13 protein-coding genes are annotated in these 15,140 nt (G+C 53.7%); all 13 read right to left on the bottom strand.

Annotation, left to right across the window (positions count from 1 at the left end):
* Positions 1-84: 84 nt before the first annotated feature.
* The 13 genes from B1H56_RS06135 to arcC all read right to left on the bottom strand — a co-directional run bounded on the left by B1H56_RS06135 (position 85) and on the right by arcC (position 14,956).
* Positions 85-405, bottom strand: coding sequence for a hypothetical protein (locus tag B1H56_RS06135; RefSeq protein ID WP_147554672.1), 321 nt, complete (start codon positions 403-405; stop codon positions 85-87).
* A gap of 38 nt (positions 406-443) precedes the next feature.
* Positions 444-1,826, bottom strand: coding sequence for a cysteine--tRNA ligase (gene cysS / locus B1H56_RS06140; protein WP_066517777.1), 1,383 nt, complete (start codon positions 1,824-1,826; stop codon positions 444-446).
* A gap of 135 nt (positions 1,827-1,961) precedes the next feature.
* Complete coding sequence (locus B1H56_RS06145) at positions 1,962-2,321, bottom strand: sensory rhodopsin transducer (RefSeq protein ID WP_066517772.1); 360 nt, start codon at positions 2,319-2,321, stop codon at positions 1,962-1,964.
* Positions 2,322-2,339: 18 nt separating this feature from the next.
* Positions 2,340-3,512 carry a M24 family metallopeptidase gene (locus B1H56_RS06150; RefSeq protein ID WP_162938963.1) on the bottom strand — a complete coding sequence of 391 codons (1,173 nt, stop codon included), beginning with the start codon at positions 3,510-3,512 and terminating at the stop codon, positions 2,340-2,342.
* A gap of 37 nt (positions 3,513-3,549) precedes the next feature.
* Positions 3,550-5,625 (bottom strand): glycoside hydrolase family 20 zincin-like fold domain-containing protein, encoded by a 2,076-nt coding sequence (locus tag B1H56_RS06155; protein WP_066517768.1) that lies wholly within the window; start codon positions 5,623-5,625, stop codon positions 3,550-3,552.
* On the bottom strand, positions 5,622-7,070 hold the full coding sequence (locus tag B1H56_RS06160) for a M81 family metallopeptidase (protein WP_162938964.1): 1,449 nt from the start codon (positions 7,068-7,070) through the stop codon (positions 5,622-5,624). The genes B1H56_RS06155 and B1H56_RS06160 overlap by 4 nt, the downstream gene beginning before the upstream one ends.
* A gap of 74 nt (positions 7,071-7,144) precedes the next feature.
* On the bottom strand, positions 7,145-8,158 hold the full coding sequence (locus B1H56_RS06165; protein ID WP_066517765.1) for a substrate-binding domain-containing protein: 1,014 nt from the start codon (positions 8,156-8,158) through the stop codon (positions 7,145-7,147).
* A 13-nt stretch (positions 8,159-8,171) separates the two neighbouring features.
* Complete coding sequence (locus tag B1H56_RS06170) at positions 8,172-9,176, bottom strand: ABC transporter permease (protein ID WP_066739779.1); 1,005 nt, start codon at positions 9,174-9,176, stop codon at positions 8,172-8,174.
* Positions 9,173-10,681 carry a sugar ABC transporter ATP-binding protein gene (locus B1H56_RS06175; protein WP_330384532.1) on the bottom strand — a complete coding sequence of 503 codons (1,509 nt, stop codon included), beginning with the start codon at positions 10,679-10,681 and terminating at the stop codon, positions 9,173-9,175. The genes B1H56_RS06170 and B1H56_RS06175 overlap by 4 nt, the downstream gene beginning before the upstream one ends.
* Before the next feature lie 30 nt (positions 10,682-10,711).
* A complete protein-coding gene (locus tag B1H56_RS06180) occupies positions 10,712-10,903 on the bottom strand; it encodes a hypothetical protein (protein ID WP_066517764.1) in 192 nt (63 codons plus the stop codon).
* Positions 10,872-11,972 (bottom strand): LacI family DNA-binding transcriptional regulator, encoded by a 1,101-nt coding sequence (locus tag B1H56_RS06185; protein WP_082771072.1) that lies wholly within the window; start codon positions 11,970-11,972, stop codon positions 10,872-10,874. The genes B1H56_RS06180 and B1H56_RS06185 overlap by 32 nt, the downstream gene beginning before the upstream one ends.
* A gap of 68 nt (positions 11,973-12,040) precedes the next feature.
* Complete coding sequence (abc-f, locus tag B1H56_RS06190) at positions 12,041-13,924, bottom strand: ribosomal protection-like ABC-F family protein (RefSeq protein ID WP_066517762.1); 1,884 nt, start codon at positions 13,922-13,924, stop codon at positions 12,041-12,043.
* 99 nt (positions 13,925-14,023) lie between these two features.
* Complete coding sequence (gene arcC / locus B1H56_RS06195; RefSeq protein WP_066517755.1) at positions 14,024-14,956, bottom strand: carbamate kinase; 933 nt, start codon at positions 14,954-14,956, stop codon at positions 14,024-14,026.
* Positions 14,957-15,140: the final 184 nt, after the last annotated feature.

The raw sequence follows: 15,140 nt of genomic DNA on the forward strand, positions 1-15,140 counted from the left end.
GTTCAAAGCAAACAGCCCGGCGGCGCTTTTGCCGCCGGACTTTTATTCATAGTGAACAGGCTGTAACAAGTTTTTGTCCGCTGATTATCTTTTCGGCAAATTTTTGCGCGGGTCTTTCAAATATTCTTTGAATTTCACACGGAAAATAATGAAATAAGCCACGACGCAGGCAAGGATATACACGATGCTGATAATGCTCCAGATCGACATCGCTTTGTCTTCGCTCGTGTACTCCAGAACGGACAGTACCAGCAGCGGCACGCCCGTGATCCAGCAAAAAGTGCGGAGGAGCTTTCTATGTGCTGCCTGCATCTCTTCCGGATAATCGTTCTCATACGCTTTGCCCGACCCCTTAATTGCATAGTATAACAGGTATACTGCAATAAAGATGTCGAAAATTATCATAAAATTAAAAGCGCCTTCCATATCTTTCTGTTTTCCCCCTAGATTTTATTGATTTTAACGCCGTCCGGCGTATCTTTCAGTTCATACCCGCGGGTCCTTACTTCATCGCGCAGGCGGTCCGCCTCGGCCCAGTTCTTTTTGGCGCGCGCTTCCTGCCGCTTTTCGGCCATCTCCCGCACGTCTTCCGGAACCGCTCCGCCGGTCTCGTCCGAAAGTATGCCCAGCACGTCCATAAGCGTATCGAGCTCCGTAAGGGCCGCTTTTGCGTCCTCCGCGCGTCCTCCGCTCTCAAAAAGAGTGTTGATTTCTTTGATGTATTCAAAAATCCCGCCAATCGCATCCGCCGTATTGAGGTCGTCGTCCATTGCCGCGTTGAATTTCTCGCTTGCCGCCGCAATCACCGGTGCAATTTCCACCGCTTCGTCCTTCGGATGCTCCATAATGAACTTCAGGTTCTCACGGCAGTTCAAGATGCGGTCGTACGCCGTTTCCGACTGTGTAAGCAACTCACGCGAAAAATTGATCGGGTTCCTGTAATGGGCGCTCAGCATAAAGAGGCGCACCGCCGGGCCACGAAATTCCTTTAGGATGTCGCGCACCGTGAAAAAATTCCCCGCCGACTTCGACATTTTCCTGTTGTCAATATTGATGTAGCCGTTGTGCATCCAGTAATTTGCAAAGGGCTTGCCCGTCGCGGCTTCACTCTGGGCAATCTCGTTTTCATGGTGCGGGAATTTCAAGTCCTGCCCGCCGCCGTGAATATCGAGCGTATCGCCGAGATATTTCATGCTCATTGCCGAGCATTCGATGTGCCATCCCGGGCGGCCTTCCCCCCACGGGCTCGGCCAAGCGATCTCCCCTTCCTTTTTCGCTTTCCAGAGGGCAAAATCCATCGGATTTTTCTTTTCCTCGTTGATGTCGATGCGCGCACCCATTTCCAGTTCGGAAAGATCCTGCCCGGAAAGCCTGCCGTAGCCGGGGAAGCTCTGCGTATCGAAATACACGTCGCCGTGGAGCTCGTAGGCATGCCCCGTATCGACCAGCTTTTTCACCAGCGCAATGATGTCGCCGATGTGCTCCGTCGCCTTGGGATGTACGGTGGCGGGGCGGATATTAAGCGCTTCCGCATCCTTAAAATATTCCCCGATATAGCGGTCCCCGAGTTCCTTTACCGTAATGCCTTCCTCTGCCGCCACACGGATCATCTTATCGTCTACGTCGGTAAAATTCTGCACAAAGTTTACTTTATAGCCGCGGTATTCCAGATACCTGCGAAGCGTATCGAATACGATAAACGGGCGGGCGTTGCCGATATGGAAATAGTTATATACAGTCGGACCGCACGCATAAATGTTGAATTGTCCGGGGATAAGCGGATTCAGTTCCTCTTTTTTCCCCGTCATCGAATTAAATATCTTCAAAGCTTAAAACCTCTTTCCGTCATACTCACCTATTATAATATACGCGCGCTGAATTCACAAGTGAATTATCATTTTCCTCCTGTACGACAAAAGCGTTTTTCACGATGGAAAAACGCTTTTGTGCCGGGCCGGCCGTCAGATTCCATATCCCGCGACCGGGTAATATGCCATATCTTTCCTCCGGTCCAGCCTGCCGAACACGGCGACGACAGGTACGCTTGAGTTGAGGATCACCGCATATTGTCCCTTGGGAATACTGTATGCTTCTTCACCGATGGGAAAATCCATACGGAAGCAGTTGACCCGTTTCGCGGGGACGGTAATTTTAATTCCCTCTTTTGGTTCCTTGTCCTCAAACAGCAGGTCGAGGGTGATTTCGGCCTCCTCGCCGCAATTGTTTACCACCATCAGCGCTTCGTGTCCCAGCGGCTCGCTCTGCCCCTGCGGCGGCAGGTCGCCGTCCGCAAATACCCAGGTTTTCTTTCCAAGTTCCATTTTGCCCCCTCCCGCCTCTTATAGGTCTTCCATAAAGATTGCGTCCATCTCGGGGCACAGCGGCTCACAGCCGTCTTTCGTAATCAGGTAGCCCGTTTCAACGCGTGCGCCGTGCAGCGTCGGATGCCCGAAAAAGCTGACGTCGATGCACACGGTCATGCCTTCCTCCAGCTTATCGTCGCTGTTCGGCCCGTAGAACGGTCCTTCTGCTTCCATCAGTCCGATGGTGTGCACAAACGGGCATACCAGATATTCGATCAGTCCTTTTTCTTCAAAGAGCTTGCGTGCCGGAACGTCAAGCTCCCTTCCGCTCATTCCCGGTTTAAGGATTTCTTTTGTGATGCGCAGCGCCTTTCGCAAGGTGTTGACCGCGTCGCGCTGCTCGGGCGTATATTCTCCCGAAACGGGCAGCGTTTCCCCCATTGTCCCCGCATAGCCGTTGGTGCGGGGCGCAATGCCAATCATAACCCATTCGCCTGCTTTCATTTCCTTGTTGATCGCCGTGGGAACGACCGCGTCCGAACGCTCCCCGCTGCCCACGATCGTAGTGTAGGCAAAGCTGTTTGCTCCGTGTTTACGGCAGATATATTCGCCCTCCGCCGCTACCTCATGCTCGAACGCGCCGGGTTTCACCGCCGCCTTCATAGCTTTGAACGCCTCGTAGCACATTTCAAAGGACTGCCTCACATTTTCCGCTTCCCATGCGGATTTATACGCCCTCAACGCTTCATATTCGCCGGTGATGTCAACAAGCTCCGCGCCCTTGAAGCCCTCCTTGAACTGCGTATATACCTGGTAGGGGATCGCGCTCGTCCCGACGATGCCGACTTTCCTGAGCACACAGTTCTTGGCCTTCAGTTCTGCCGCCAGCCCGGTAAAATCCATGATCGTCGCATTCGGGTATTCTTCATCCGGCACCATGAAGGCTGAAAAGTTGCGCGTCTCTTTGATTGCGCTGCTCATCTTTGCGAAGGGCTCGCTTTCCGGGCCTCCCAAAAGAAGCGCTTCCCCCTCTACCGGCAGGAGCACCGCGCCCTTCTCGAACTGCGGGCACCACCCCGTAAGATACCAGCCGTTTGCAATGTTCAGTTCATCATAATAGATAAGCGCTGCGTCAAGGTCCTTGTCCTTCAGAATTCCCTTTACTCTGGCAATCCTGTTTTTCGTTTCCTGTTCGTTGTAGTAAGACATGTCATTTTCTCCTTTTCCGTTCGATTTTTTTGCAATTTTATGCCCATAGCCACCCGAGCGCTTCCACGCCCGCATAGATCGGTTCGTTATCTTCCCGTTCCGGATAAAGTGCGTTCGTAAGGATACGCTTCATCTCATGATACGGGAAGCAGCAGGATTTCACCCCTGCTTCGGTCATCGGGTTCACATCGAAATAGTTGCTGCGGATGATCTCGAATTCCTTTTCGTTCAGCCGGTACATTTCTTTTAGGTACTTCCTGCCTTCCTCCGGCGACTGCGCGTTATCGTATGCGATAGACGCGAGCGCCATATCATAAATGATTCTCAGCCTGCGCATCGCGACCTCCCATTTTTTAAAATGCAGGTCGAAATGTGCCGTCTCTTCGCCCGAACGGACATATTCGCGAATCCTGCCGATCCGCTCCATCATGTCCGGGTACTCCTCAATTGCCCGCTTAATGCGCGGAATATCCTGTTTTTCCACCTTGTTGCGCGCCATCGGGAATTCCGCCCGGTATATCTTCATCTGGCTTTCATGGATCGTCAGCATATTTTTCATGACATACCATATGTCGTCTGCCGCTTTTCCAAAGACCGCTTCAAGGGAATAGCGATAGAACTCCTCGGCCTCCAGCGTTCCGCCCCAGCCGTAATAGGAATGGGCAAAAAGCGCCATAAAAAACCCGTACCATTCAAACTGGTACCCGTTGATCCCCTTCACCTTCATTTTTACGGACCCTCTGTGCTGGCGGATATCCTCTTCTACGAACTGTGTGATCGTTTCTTCTTCCGCCCGCAGCCCGTTCCACCGGAACGGCCGCAGAAGCCTTCCGAAGCAGGCCGCAAAGCCGATCGCCTCCGTATCGCGCCCCCATATCCGTTCTTTCCCAAAGGCTTTCGTCCATTTTTCAAACTCCTCGTCCGGCACATACTGTCCGGGTGCCCAAAACAGCACAATGTCGTCCGGCACGCTTTTTACCATGTTTTCAATCAGCTGCCCGTCGCGGATCAGCGGCGGCTGCCGCCATGCCCTCAGCCCGATCACACAATCTTCGGAGGCCTTTTTGATCTCCTCGCAGAGCATCTTCAGCAGCGCCGTATTCGCCGCGTGGAGCGCCTCCTCCGGTGTGCTTGCATCTTTCCAGAATGTCTTTCTGCATTGATCGCAGCCGCAATACCAGAAGGCCTCTTCGCTTTCCTCAAAATCGATTCCGTCAAAGCCCTGCTCCACAATCTTGCGGATACTCGCTTTTAGGTATTCGACCGTCTCCGGCTCGCTCAGGCACAGGCTGTCAAAATCATTGATGAATTTGCTGCCCGCTTCCTTTTTCATCCGTTTTTCCGGGTGTCGGCAGGCATACCCCCCGCTATAGCTGTTGAGTCCCGTATAGGCGAAAAACCTGATTCCAAGCTTGTGCCCGTATTCGATGAGTTCCTTCAGGAACGGCTTTTCCACATTCGGATGCGTATATTCGACGGTAATCCAGCCGTCGCTCTCCGGATCGTACACCCGCATTTTAAGGCCCCGGAGCACAGTCTCCGGATATTCGGGAAATTCAAACGGCCAAAAGCCATACAGCACCATATTGAGCTGGTTGATCCGGTAATCGGAACAGACATCCAAAAACTGTTTCCACTGTTCAAAATCCCAGAGCTGGGAATCAAAGCCAATCCGTCCGTAACCGGCATACCATGCAAGGGGAATGGATATGCCCCGCACTTCAACGGAAGGATAGTCCTCGATATGCGCGCAAGCGATCGTATATCCGTCTTCCGTGCGGGAAATCAGCTGTTTCAGCGCGGCCGCCGCATAGACGAAGCCCTGCCTGGTCGCGGCATAGACCTCCGCCCGGTCCTCCTGCGCGTGAAGCACAAAGCCCTGCTCGTAAAACAATTTTCCGCCGTTTCCGCACCCGGGCGCGTCGTTCAGACAGACGGAATAGCTGTCCGCGCCGTCTTTGAGCACATTTTTCATGTTCCAGAACCGCGACTGGAACAAGTCCTCCGCGCCTTCCGTATTTTTACAGTTTGAACAAACACGAATCCCGTCAAAGCTTCCCGCCCGCGGCGGAAGCTCTTCCATCACCTTGGGCTGCGGCATGATCTTTTTCATAAACGCCTCCTTTTCGCCTCCGCTTCGATTTCTTCCCACCGGATGTCCGTGCAGGCCGGATAGAGCCGATCCGGTGCGCGCCGGAAACCGATCTGCGAAAAATCATTTGTGCTTTGCCCCGGGGTCAGCGCAACGACAGCCTGTTCCGATATGTCCCTCAGGCGCGGGAACAGATAGCCCATTTTCAGCACGATGATCCGGTAATCCCGGGGATCGATTCCCATTTTTTCAAAATGCCGCAAAGTGGTGAAGGCCGCGCGGGCATTGGTAATTAAAATGTCGATCCCGCCGCTTTCCGCCACGACTCCCTCGCCCACCTCGTCTCCAGCCCAGCCGCATACGATTCCGGAGCTTTTTACAGTAACGTCGAGCCCGGTCTCGATCTCCTGTGCGGTATGCTTACCCTTGCACAATACGATGTGCCGTTTCTCTCCCGGCTTGCTTTGCAAAAGCTCGCTGGTGACCGCTGGGTCGAAGATGCCGCATACCAGTACGCCGTCCGCGCCTTTTTCCAGATATTTGCGGAGCATAAGCGTCCCGGCGCCCCATGCCCCGGCAGTCGTATTGTCCCCCGAGTCGTTCACGAAGATCAGGCCGCCGTTCTGTGCCAGCGAATAATCGACCGCCTCATCCGCAGGCATCGCGCCTTCAAATACCGCGCCCTCCTTATGCTCCCAGAATACTTTCGCGAGCCGCATCGCCTCCGCGAACGCCGTTTCGCTGTCGAGATCCGCCACCACGGCGCAGGCCCCCGTATGCGGCGCGTCATACCATGCGTGGCCGTTGAAAAACGCACACGAGATAACGTGATCTTCCGCGTCGAGCCGCTTAAGTTCCTTTGTGACGGAAAGATACGGCTCGTTTGCCGTGACGGACGCATCCGCTCCCAAAAACGGGACCCTGACGCGCTGCAGCCGCGGCGTAATGTTCCGCTTCATACATTCGATCAAAGAGCGCGCCGCCCGCCGTTCCGTGTCGTCGTGGTCCGTGTGAGGCGCCGTGCGGAAGCCATTGACGGCATTCACGTTCCTGTAAAACTGGTCCGACAGCGTTGCGTGGAAGTCAAGCGCCGCCGAAATCGGTATTCCGTCCCCAATTTCCCTGCGGATCGCCGTTGTGAGAAGCTCTTCGCCGCAGCCGTGCCCTTCCACGTACATGGAACCGTGGAAATAGATGTAGATTCCGTCGAACGCCTTTTGCTCCCTGATCTTTTCAAGGAATATCCCTTCAAAATATTGGTAAGCCGAATAGGCGACTTCCCCGCTCGGCAGGGCGCTGGCAAATACCATAGGCACGGTTTCTATACCGTTTTCTTCAAAATATCGTGTCGCGGCCAGCTTTTGCGCCGCGTCGTTTCCGTAATGAACCTCAAAGTCATTTTCCGTTGCCACATCATCGCAAAACGAATTTGATTCGCACTGGAAAGAACCTGTCAAAACTTTCATCGGGTTATCTCTCTTTCCGCCGCAGGCCGCGGGGAAAGGAGCCCTTTCCCCGTCCCGCGGCATTCCGCTTCCTTCTACTGTCTCTTTTCAAGCCATACTTTCGCTTCTTCAGCCGTCTTTACCGGGATATATTCCGCAAGGATCTGGCCCTTGGGTTCGCTTCCGTTCAAAATACTTACCATTTCTTCTACAGCAAGCCTGGATTCCGTTTCAACGTCATCCACTACCGTCGCTGCCATCGTTCCGTCGATCACTGCCTGCAGGGCCTCCGCATCGCCGTCGATACCGATAATCTTGATCTCTGTACGGTTCGCGCTGATGCACGCGTTCATCGCGCCGAGGGCCATACCGTCGTTGTGGGCAATGATTGCGTCAATCTCGCCCGCCGGATATTTAGCGAGCCACGCTTCCGTCACGGACATTGCCTTATCTTTGGTAAATTCGCCGCTCTGCGATTCGACCAGTTCGATATCCGGATACGCTTCCAGCGCTTCCGCGATGCCTGCGCCCCTGTTGATCTGCGCGGAATGTCCCATAACGCCCTGAATCTCGAATACCTTTCCTTTTCCGTCGAGCATTTCGGCCACCATCTCGCCCGCCAGGAGCCCGGAAGCCTTTACATCCGTTCCGACAAACGTATCGTAGTCTTCATTCTCGGTCAGCGAAACCAGCTCGACCAGAGGAATCCCCGCATCTTTCGCAGCGACGACCGCCTGGCTGCTTCCTTCCACGCTGTCCGCATTCAGGATAATGCCGTCCACGCCCTGCGCGATAAGCGTATCGACGTCGTTCAGCTGCTTTTCGACCGAATCCTCGCTGTCAACGATCACAAGCTCTACATCGGGCATCGATTCGTCGATCGCCTGCAAGGCGTTAACCATGTTTTTCAGGAACTCATGCTCCCATGACTGCGTTGAAATCCCGATCTTCCATACCTTTTCCGCATCTCCCGCGGGCTGTGCGGATTCGCTGCCCTCCGCCGCCTTAGACGTGTCGGCGGACGCGGACGGGTCCGCCGTCCCCGAACACCCCACTGCCACCATTGCCACCAAAAGGATGGCGAGTACTACAGCTACCAGTTTCTTCATTCCATTTTCCTCCTTAATTCCCTTTTTTGGTTTTCATATCAAGCAGCACTGCGACTGCAATAATGATACCCTTGATGATCTGCTGGTAGTACGAAGATACACCCAGCAAAACCAGTCCATTGTTGAGCACTCCGATAATCAGCGCACCGATGATCGTGCCGCTGATCTTTCCGCTGCCGCCCGACATACTGGTCCCGCCGATAATAACCGCCGTGATCGCGTCGAGCTCGTATCCGGTCGCCGCGTTTGGCTGGCCGGACGTTATGCGGGCTGCAAGCATCATACCCGCCACACCGCAAAGGGCGCCGTTTAATACATAGGTCCAGAATTTCACCTTGACGACATTTACGCCGGATGCTTCTGCCGCGTTCTCGTTTCCGCCGACCGCATAAATATACCGCCCGAATTTTGTATTATAAAGGATCACCGCCGTAATCACCGCCACCACGATCAGAATCAGCACCAGCACCGGAAACCCTACTCCGCCCGTCGCCGCCGGGTCCCACAGGTACCCGTTTCCGATCTCGCTGTAGGTCGTATCCTTGATGGTATGCGGAATGCCGTCCGCCACCACGAGCGCGACCCCGCGCGCGATGGTCATGGTAGAGAGGGAAGCGATAAATGCCGCTATTTTCATCTTGGCCACCAGGACCGCCGTCCACATGCTCATGAGCGCTGCGGCGCCGATCCCCACGATCAGTGCGACCGCCAGCATATTCGGATTGCTTTCCAGTATCATAGCCGATACGACGCCGGTGATCGCCATCAGGGAACCGACTGAAAGGTCGATCCCGCCGGTGATGATAACGAGAGTCATCCCCAGCGCCAAAACCCCGTTGATTGCGATCTGCCTGAACACGCCAACGATATTCGTGGGCTGCAGGAACGTTGGGGACGCGATTGCAAAAACGGCGCAAACGCCTAAAAATATAATTACAAGGGCATAGCTTCTCAGATATTGCTTAAAATTTTTCTGCCGGCTTAACGCCCCTTCTTTATTCTCTCCAAATGCCATCATTGTTTTTTACCTCCCAGTGCGCATTTCAAAATATCGTCCTGCGAATATTCGCCGATCTTAAATTCTCCTTTGATTTTTCCTTCGCCCATCACGATAATCCGGTCGCTCATCCCGATGATCTCCGGCAGCTCGGACGAGATCATTACAATCGCCATCCCGGCCTTCGCAAAATCCCCCATCAGGGAATGAATCTCGGCCTTCGCTCCTACGTCGATGCCGCGCGTGGGTTCGTCAAGGATCAGGAGCTTCGGACTCTTCATCATCCATTTGCACAAGACTACCTTTTGCTGGTTGCCGCCCGAAAGGTTGCCCGCTTCCTGGGCAAGTCCGCTCATTTTTACCGTCAGCCTCCCCGCGATCTCCTTGCACCTTTCGCTTTCCTTCTCTTTATCGAGGAATGCGCCCCTGCAGAATTCCCCCAGGCTGGGAAGCGCGATATTTTCGCGGATCGACCGGCACAGGACAAGCCCCGTATCCTTCCGGTCCTCCGTAACGAGGGCGATCCCGTTTGCAATTGCGTCCTGCGGCTTCCTGACCCTGATCCTGCGGCCGTCCATCCATATTTCCCCGCAGTCGGCCCGGTCGAGTCCGAACACCGCCCTCATCACCTCGCTCCGCCCGGCGCCTACCAGTCCGTAGAATCCCACGATTTCCCCGGCGCGCACATTGAAACTGATGTCTTCGAACACGCTCTTTCTGGTAAGATTTTTTACTTCCAGCACGGTATTCCCGATCCCGACGATTTTTTTGGGGAAAATATTATCCAGCTTACGCCCGACCATCATATTAATCAGCGAATCCCGGTCGAGGGCTTCCGTCTTTTTACTGTCGATATATTTCCCGTCCCGCAGTACCGTCACCGTATCCGCGATCTGGAAAATCTCCTCCAGCCGGTGTGAAATATAGATCACCGCAACATTATTCTGTTTTAGATCATGTATCGTTTGGAACAGGATGGTGATTTCTTCATCCGTAAGCGACGAGGTCGGTTCATCCATGACGATCAGCTTCGCCCCTGAGGATACCGCTTTGATAATTTCGATCATCTGCATCTGCGCAATGGAAAGCTCGCGCATATGGGTCCTGGCCCCAACCGGCATGCCAAACTCCTTCAGCAGCTTATCAGCCTCCGCTTCGGCCCTCCCTTTGTCGACGAATACGCTGTTTCCCCGGGTGTATTCGCGGCCAAGGAAGATGTTGTCCGCGATCGTCATATCCTTGATTGGATTAAGCTCCTGATAGATCATGGCGATCCCCAGCTTCAGGGCCTCGGACGGACTGTGTATCCGGACCTTTTGGCCGGCAAATTCTATGCTGCCTTCATCCGGTTCGAGCAGACCGTTGAGTATTTTCATAAAGGTCGATTTCCCGGCCCCGTTTTCCCCCATCAGCGCGTGCACCTCTCCTTCCCGCACTTCAATTGCGGCTCCGTCAAGCGCCTTTACACCGGGAAAACTTTTCGATACGCCCTCCATTTTCAATATTGTTTTTTCCAAATTCTTCACCTGCTTTTATCATTTTTTCCTTGCAAAAAACTATTTTAACGCTTCTGCAAACGTTTGCAGAAAACTGCTGTTTCTAATCCCGGCATGCTGTTTTAAAAAATAATGCGCCAGGATTTCTCCAAAAATGATTTTTTCTCGTTCTTTGAAATAAGAGAGGTCTTTTTGTTTGTAAACTATTGCCTTAAAAACTTTATTTTTTTCTGCAGCTTTGTTTAATCTCAAGATAAGGATCCAGCAATATCTTCCGGCACTTCGCCGTCTGTCTGGATTTTTTGTTGCCTTTTTGCTTCAAGCGTTTAATGAGAAGCTCGCCCGTCTTGGTGCCGATCAGGCTCTCCGGCTGGCGAACGGTGGTAATACCCGGGACAACGAGACCCGTTTTATCATGTACGTCAAAGCCAATCAGGGAAATATCCTCCGGAATGCGCAGGCCCCTGTCGTTAATCGCCTTGATCGCGCCGAACGTCATCATTTCGGATGTCACGTATACTGCCGTAAACGGCACTTCCCCGATGCGGTCAAGCAAAGCGCACATGCACTCATAGCCTTTGTTCTCTTTGTAGTTGCCATAGGCGATCAACCGTTCGTCAACAGGGATGTCCGCTTCCCTCAGGGCACTTTTATAGCCAAGCATCCTGTCGTACCCGGTGGTCTCCTCGATCGATCCGATAATGACGGCGATCTCCCGGTGGTTCAGCCCAATCAGATGCCGCATAGCTATTTTGCTCGCTTCCACATTGTCGATCATCACTGCGTCGATCTCCTGTTCGATGACAGGCAAGTTGTCGATAAACACTACGGGAATATCGTGGTCCAGAAATTGCAGGACTTTTTTTCCTTTCAGCTCTACTGTCGCGAGCACCAGCGCGTCCACTCTTTTTTGAAACAACATCTCCAGATCGCGCGCTTCATTCGTTTTGCTTTCCCCGGAATCGGATACGATGATGGTATAACCCTCCGGCGACACAACCTCGTCGATTCCCTTGATGATCTGTCCGAAAAACATTTCGCAGATATCCGGGATGATGACTCCAATCGTTTTTGTGGACTGCGATTTTAAAGACCGGGCGATTTCGTTCGGGACATAATGGTACTCTTTCAATGCCTGCAATACCTTCTGCCGCGTTTCTTCCTTGACATAGGATTTGTTATTCACCGCCCGCGAAACAGTGGAAACCGAAACATTCAATTTTTTTGCGATATCTTTTAACGTGTTTGAATTGACCATGCCGGCAGTCTCCCATCCCCACAGGTTCTGCAAACGTTTTCTGCAATCGTTTGCAGTAATCATAATCCTTTTTCACCCATTTGTCAATATATGTAATAAAAAAATTTTATATTTGCGTCGCCTAAAAATATCTAATCCAGCGCGATCCATTCTTCAAGCAGCTTTTCGTGCCGCTCTTTCAGCTCTTCCAGCTCCGTGCAGCACTCGCCGACCAGCTCAAAATCCGCCGGGTTTTCGGCAATCAGCCTGCCAAGCTCCGCTTCGCGCGCTTCCGCCGCCGCAATTTCTTTTTCCAGCCGCGAGATGCGTTCCCGCCGCTTCGCCTCTTCCGCACGCCGCTGCCGGGGGTTCCTCGCCGGCTCCGCCGCTTCCTGCGGTGCGGTCTTGGGGGCTTCCTCCCGCGCGCGCTGTTCTTCCAGCTCTTTTACCTGCCGGTATTCGTCAAATGTGCCCTCGAATTCATTCAGCTTGCCATCCGTTATTTCATAAATCCGTTCCGCGAGCGCGTTGATGAAATATCTATCGTGCGATACGAAGAGCAGCGTCCCTTCGTACTCTTTGAGCGCCGCCTCAAGGCTTTCCCGTGCAGGCAGGTCAAGGTGGTTAGTCGGTTCGTCAAGAAGCAATACGTTATAGCCCCCGCACATTAAAAGCGCCAGCCCTACCTTCGCGCGTTCCCCTCCCGAAAGGTCGCCAATATGCTTATAGACTTCTTCCCCGGTAATCAGCACCCTGCCCAGCATAGACCGTGCGCCGTATTCCAGCAGGGAAGGAAATGCGTCCCACACCTCCTGCACCACCGTCTTTTCGGGCGTCATGTTCTTATTCTCCTGGTCGTAATATCCAACGAGCGTGTTCTTCCCGAAAACAATCCCCTCCTCCGGCTCCCGCGAGGCCGCGACGAGCCTTTTCATCAGGGTCGACTTTCCCGTTCCGTTGTCTCCGATTACCGCAGCCTTCGTGCCGCGCTTCAATTCTATATTCACATCCGTCGCGAGCACCTTCCGCTCCCGTCCGGCCACAAGGTCGAGGTTCTGCACTTCGAGCACGTCGTTTACCGGCCGCTGGGAAAACTCAAAGCGGAAGGACGGGGCCCGCACCTCTGTTTTCGGCTTCCTGATGCGCGTGAGCCTGCTCAGCTGTTTTACGCGGCTTTGCGCGCTCTTCGCCGTGGACGCGCGCGTTAAATTGCGCGCCACATAGTCCTCCATGTGCGCAATTTGCCGGGACTGTTTTTCATATTCCTTCATCTGCCACGAAATATATTCCGCCTTAAGCTGTTTATACTGCGTGTAATTTCCGGTATATTCGGTAAGCTCCCCCTCGTCAAGCTCCCATATCTTCTTTGCCAGCTTGTCGAGGAAGTAACGGTCGTGCGATACGATCAGCACTGCTCCCCTGTAGCCGTTCAAATAGTCTTCCAGCCACATCAGCGTTTTAAAATCCAGATGGTTGGTCGGCTCGTCGAGAATCAGCAGCTCCGGGTCCGAAAGCAGCAGCCGCGCAATCGCAAGTCGGGTCTTTTCCCCTCCCGACAGCGTAGCGATATTCGTTTCATAAGCCTTATCCGCGAATCCCATACCGTTCAGTATCTTCTTGATCTCTACCTCGAACTCGTACCCTCCGCCCGCCTCGAACGCATTTTGGGCGCGCGCGTACTCCGTCTGGAGGGCAGTATCGTCCGGGGCCTGCTCCATCTTCTTTGCGATTTCCCGCATTTTTGCGCGGGCATTGAGCGTCTCTCGGAATACGCCGCGCATTTCTTCTATGATCGTGCTCGACGCGGTGAGTCCGCTGTCCTGCTCCAGATAGCCAATGGAAAGCCCCGCCTTATGGATCACCGTGCCCGCCTCCGGGCGTATCCGCTTCACCAAAGTATTGAGCAACGTCGTTTTTCCTGCGCCGTTCGGCCCGATCAGGCCGATCCTGTCTCCCGCGTTGATAGCTGCGGTCACGTTCTTTAAAATTTCCGTTTCCCCATACGCAACGGTTACGTCCGTAAATGATGCAAGCATTTTTTCCTCTCCTGTTTGCCGATTTTACCATTATATCACAGACAGACGCACATAAAAACAGGGCGGCGGGAGAATTTCTCCCACCGCCCCGTGCCTGTTTTACAGCTCGATCAGCGTACCGCTTTTCCCCTCGAGGGCCAGCGGCGCTTTCTCAAGCGAGCCAATGATCGCTTTCCGTCCTTCCCGGCTTTTCGCAAATTCGCACGCCGCCTGCACCTTGGGCAGCATGCTCCCCGGCGCAAACTGGTTTTGGGCGATATACGCATCCGCCTCATCCGGCGTCATGCGCAGGATATCCTGCTGGTCCGGTTTCCCAAAATTGACCGCCACACGGTCCACGGCCGTGAGGATGAACAGGTAATCCGCATGCACCAGCTCCGCCAGCTTTTCCGCTGCAAAATCTTTATCCACAACAGCCGCCACGCCATGGTAGCCCGTGTCCGTTTTGATAACGGGAATTCCGCCGCCGCCGCCCGCGATGATTACCTCGCGCGCACTAATCAGCGTATCGAGCGTCATATATTCATAGATGCTGACGGGCTTGGGCGACGCCACCACCCTGCGCCAGCCGCGTCCGGAGTCTTCCACATATTTGCAGCCCGTCTCCGCCATCAGCTTTTTCGCCGTCTCTTCGTCGTAAAAGCCGCCGATCGGCTTGGTGGGGTTTTCAAACGCAGGGTCGTCTTTATCTACAATGACCTGCGTGAGCATGGTGATAACGGGCGTATTGTCGTTCCCGTTGGCCACGAGCTCCGCGTCTATCGCCTGCTGGAGGTGATAGCCGATATACCCCTGGCTCATCGCCGTACATTCCGCAAGCGGCATCAAAGGCGTATACCCGCCTTCATATCCTTTTTCAAACGCAAGATTTATCATGCCGACCTGCGGACCGTTTCCGTGGCATACGATAATATCGTTTCCGGCCATGATCAGCGGTACGATCGCCTTCGCGGCTTCCCTTACACGTTCCATCTGCTCCTCGGGCGTGTTGCCAAGCGCATTCCCGCCGAGTGCAATTACCATTCTACACATTACTTTTACCGCCTTTTCCGGTTTCTTCCCCTGCGGGGATGTCCGTTTTCAGTAACAATAACCACAAAGCGGATCAAGTATCCGCTTTTCCGCCTTTTCTTATTTTTCCAAGGTGAACTTCGCGGCTTTCGCCCGGGTGGAAAAATCCGCCCGGGTCTGCCGCTGTATCTGTCGGTTTTGTCTA

The sequence above is a fragment of the Christensenella minuta genome (assembly GCF_003628755.1).
Taxonomy (GTDB): Bacteria; Bacillota; Clostridia; order Christensenellales; family Christensenellaceae; genus Christensenella; species Christensenella minuta.

Excerpts from the sequence above, each read along its gene's own strand:
- B1H56_RS06135 (WP_147554672.1), bottom strand. The coding sequence starts at position 405 with ATGATAATTTTCGACATCTTTATTGCAGTATACCTGTTATACTATGCA.
- B1H56_RS06145 (WP_066517772.1), bottom strand. The coding sequence starts at position 2,321 with ATGGAACTTGGAAAGAAAACCTGGGTATTTGCGGACGGCGACCTGCCG.
- B1H56_RS06150 (WP_162938963.1), bottom strand. The coding sequence starts at position 3,512 with ATGTCTTACTACAACGAACAGGAAACGAAAAACAGGATTGCCAGAGTA.
- B1H56_RS06155 (WP_066517768.1), bottom strand. The coding sequence starts at position 5,625 with ATGAAAAAGATCATGCCGCAGCCCAAGGTGATGGAAGAGCTTCCGCCG.
- B1H56_RS06160 (WP_162938964.1), bottom strand. The coding sequence starts at position 7,070 with ATGAAAGTTTTGACAGGTTCTTTCCAGTGCGAATCAAATTCGTTTTGC.
- B1H56_RS06165 (WP_066517765.1), bottom strand. The coding sequence starts at position 8,158 with ATGAAGAAACTGGTAGCTGTAGTACTCGCCATCCTTTTGGTGGCAATG.
- B1H56_RS06170 (WP_066739779.1), bottom strand. The coding sequence starts at position 9,176 with ATGATGGCATTTGGAGAGAATAAAGAAGGGGCGTTAAGCCGGCAGAAA.
- B1H56_RS06185 (WP_082771072.1), bottom strand. The coding sequence starts at position 11,972 with ATGATTACTGCAAACGATTGCAGAAAACGTTTGCAGAACCTGTGGGGA.
- abc-f (WP_066517762.1), bottom strand. The coding sequence starts at position 13,924 with ATGCTTGCATCATTTACGGACGTAACCGTTGCGTATGGGGAAACGGAA.
- arcC (WP_066517755.1), bottom strand. The coding sequence starts at position 14,956 with ATGTGTAGAATGGTAATTGCACTCGGCGGGAATGCGCTTGGCAACACG.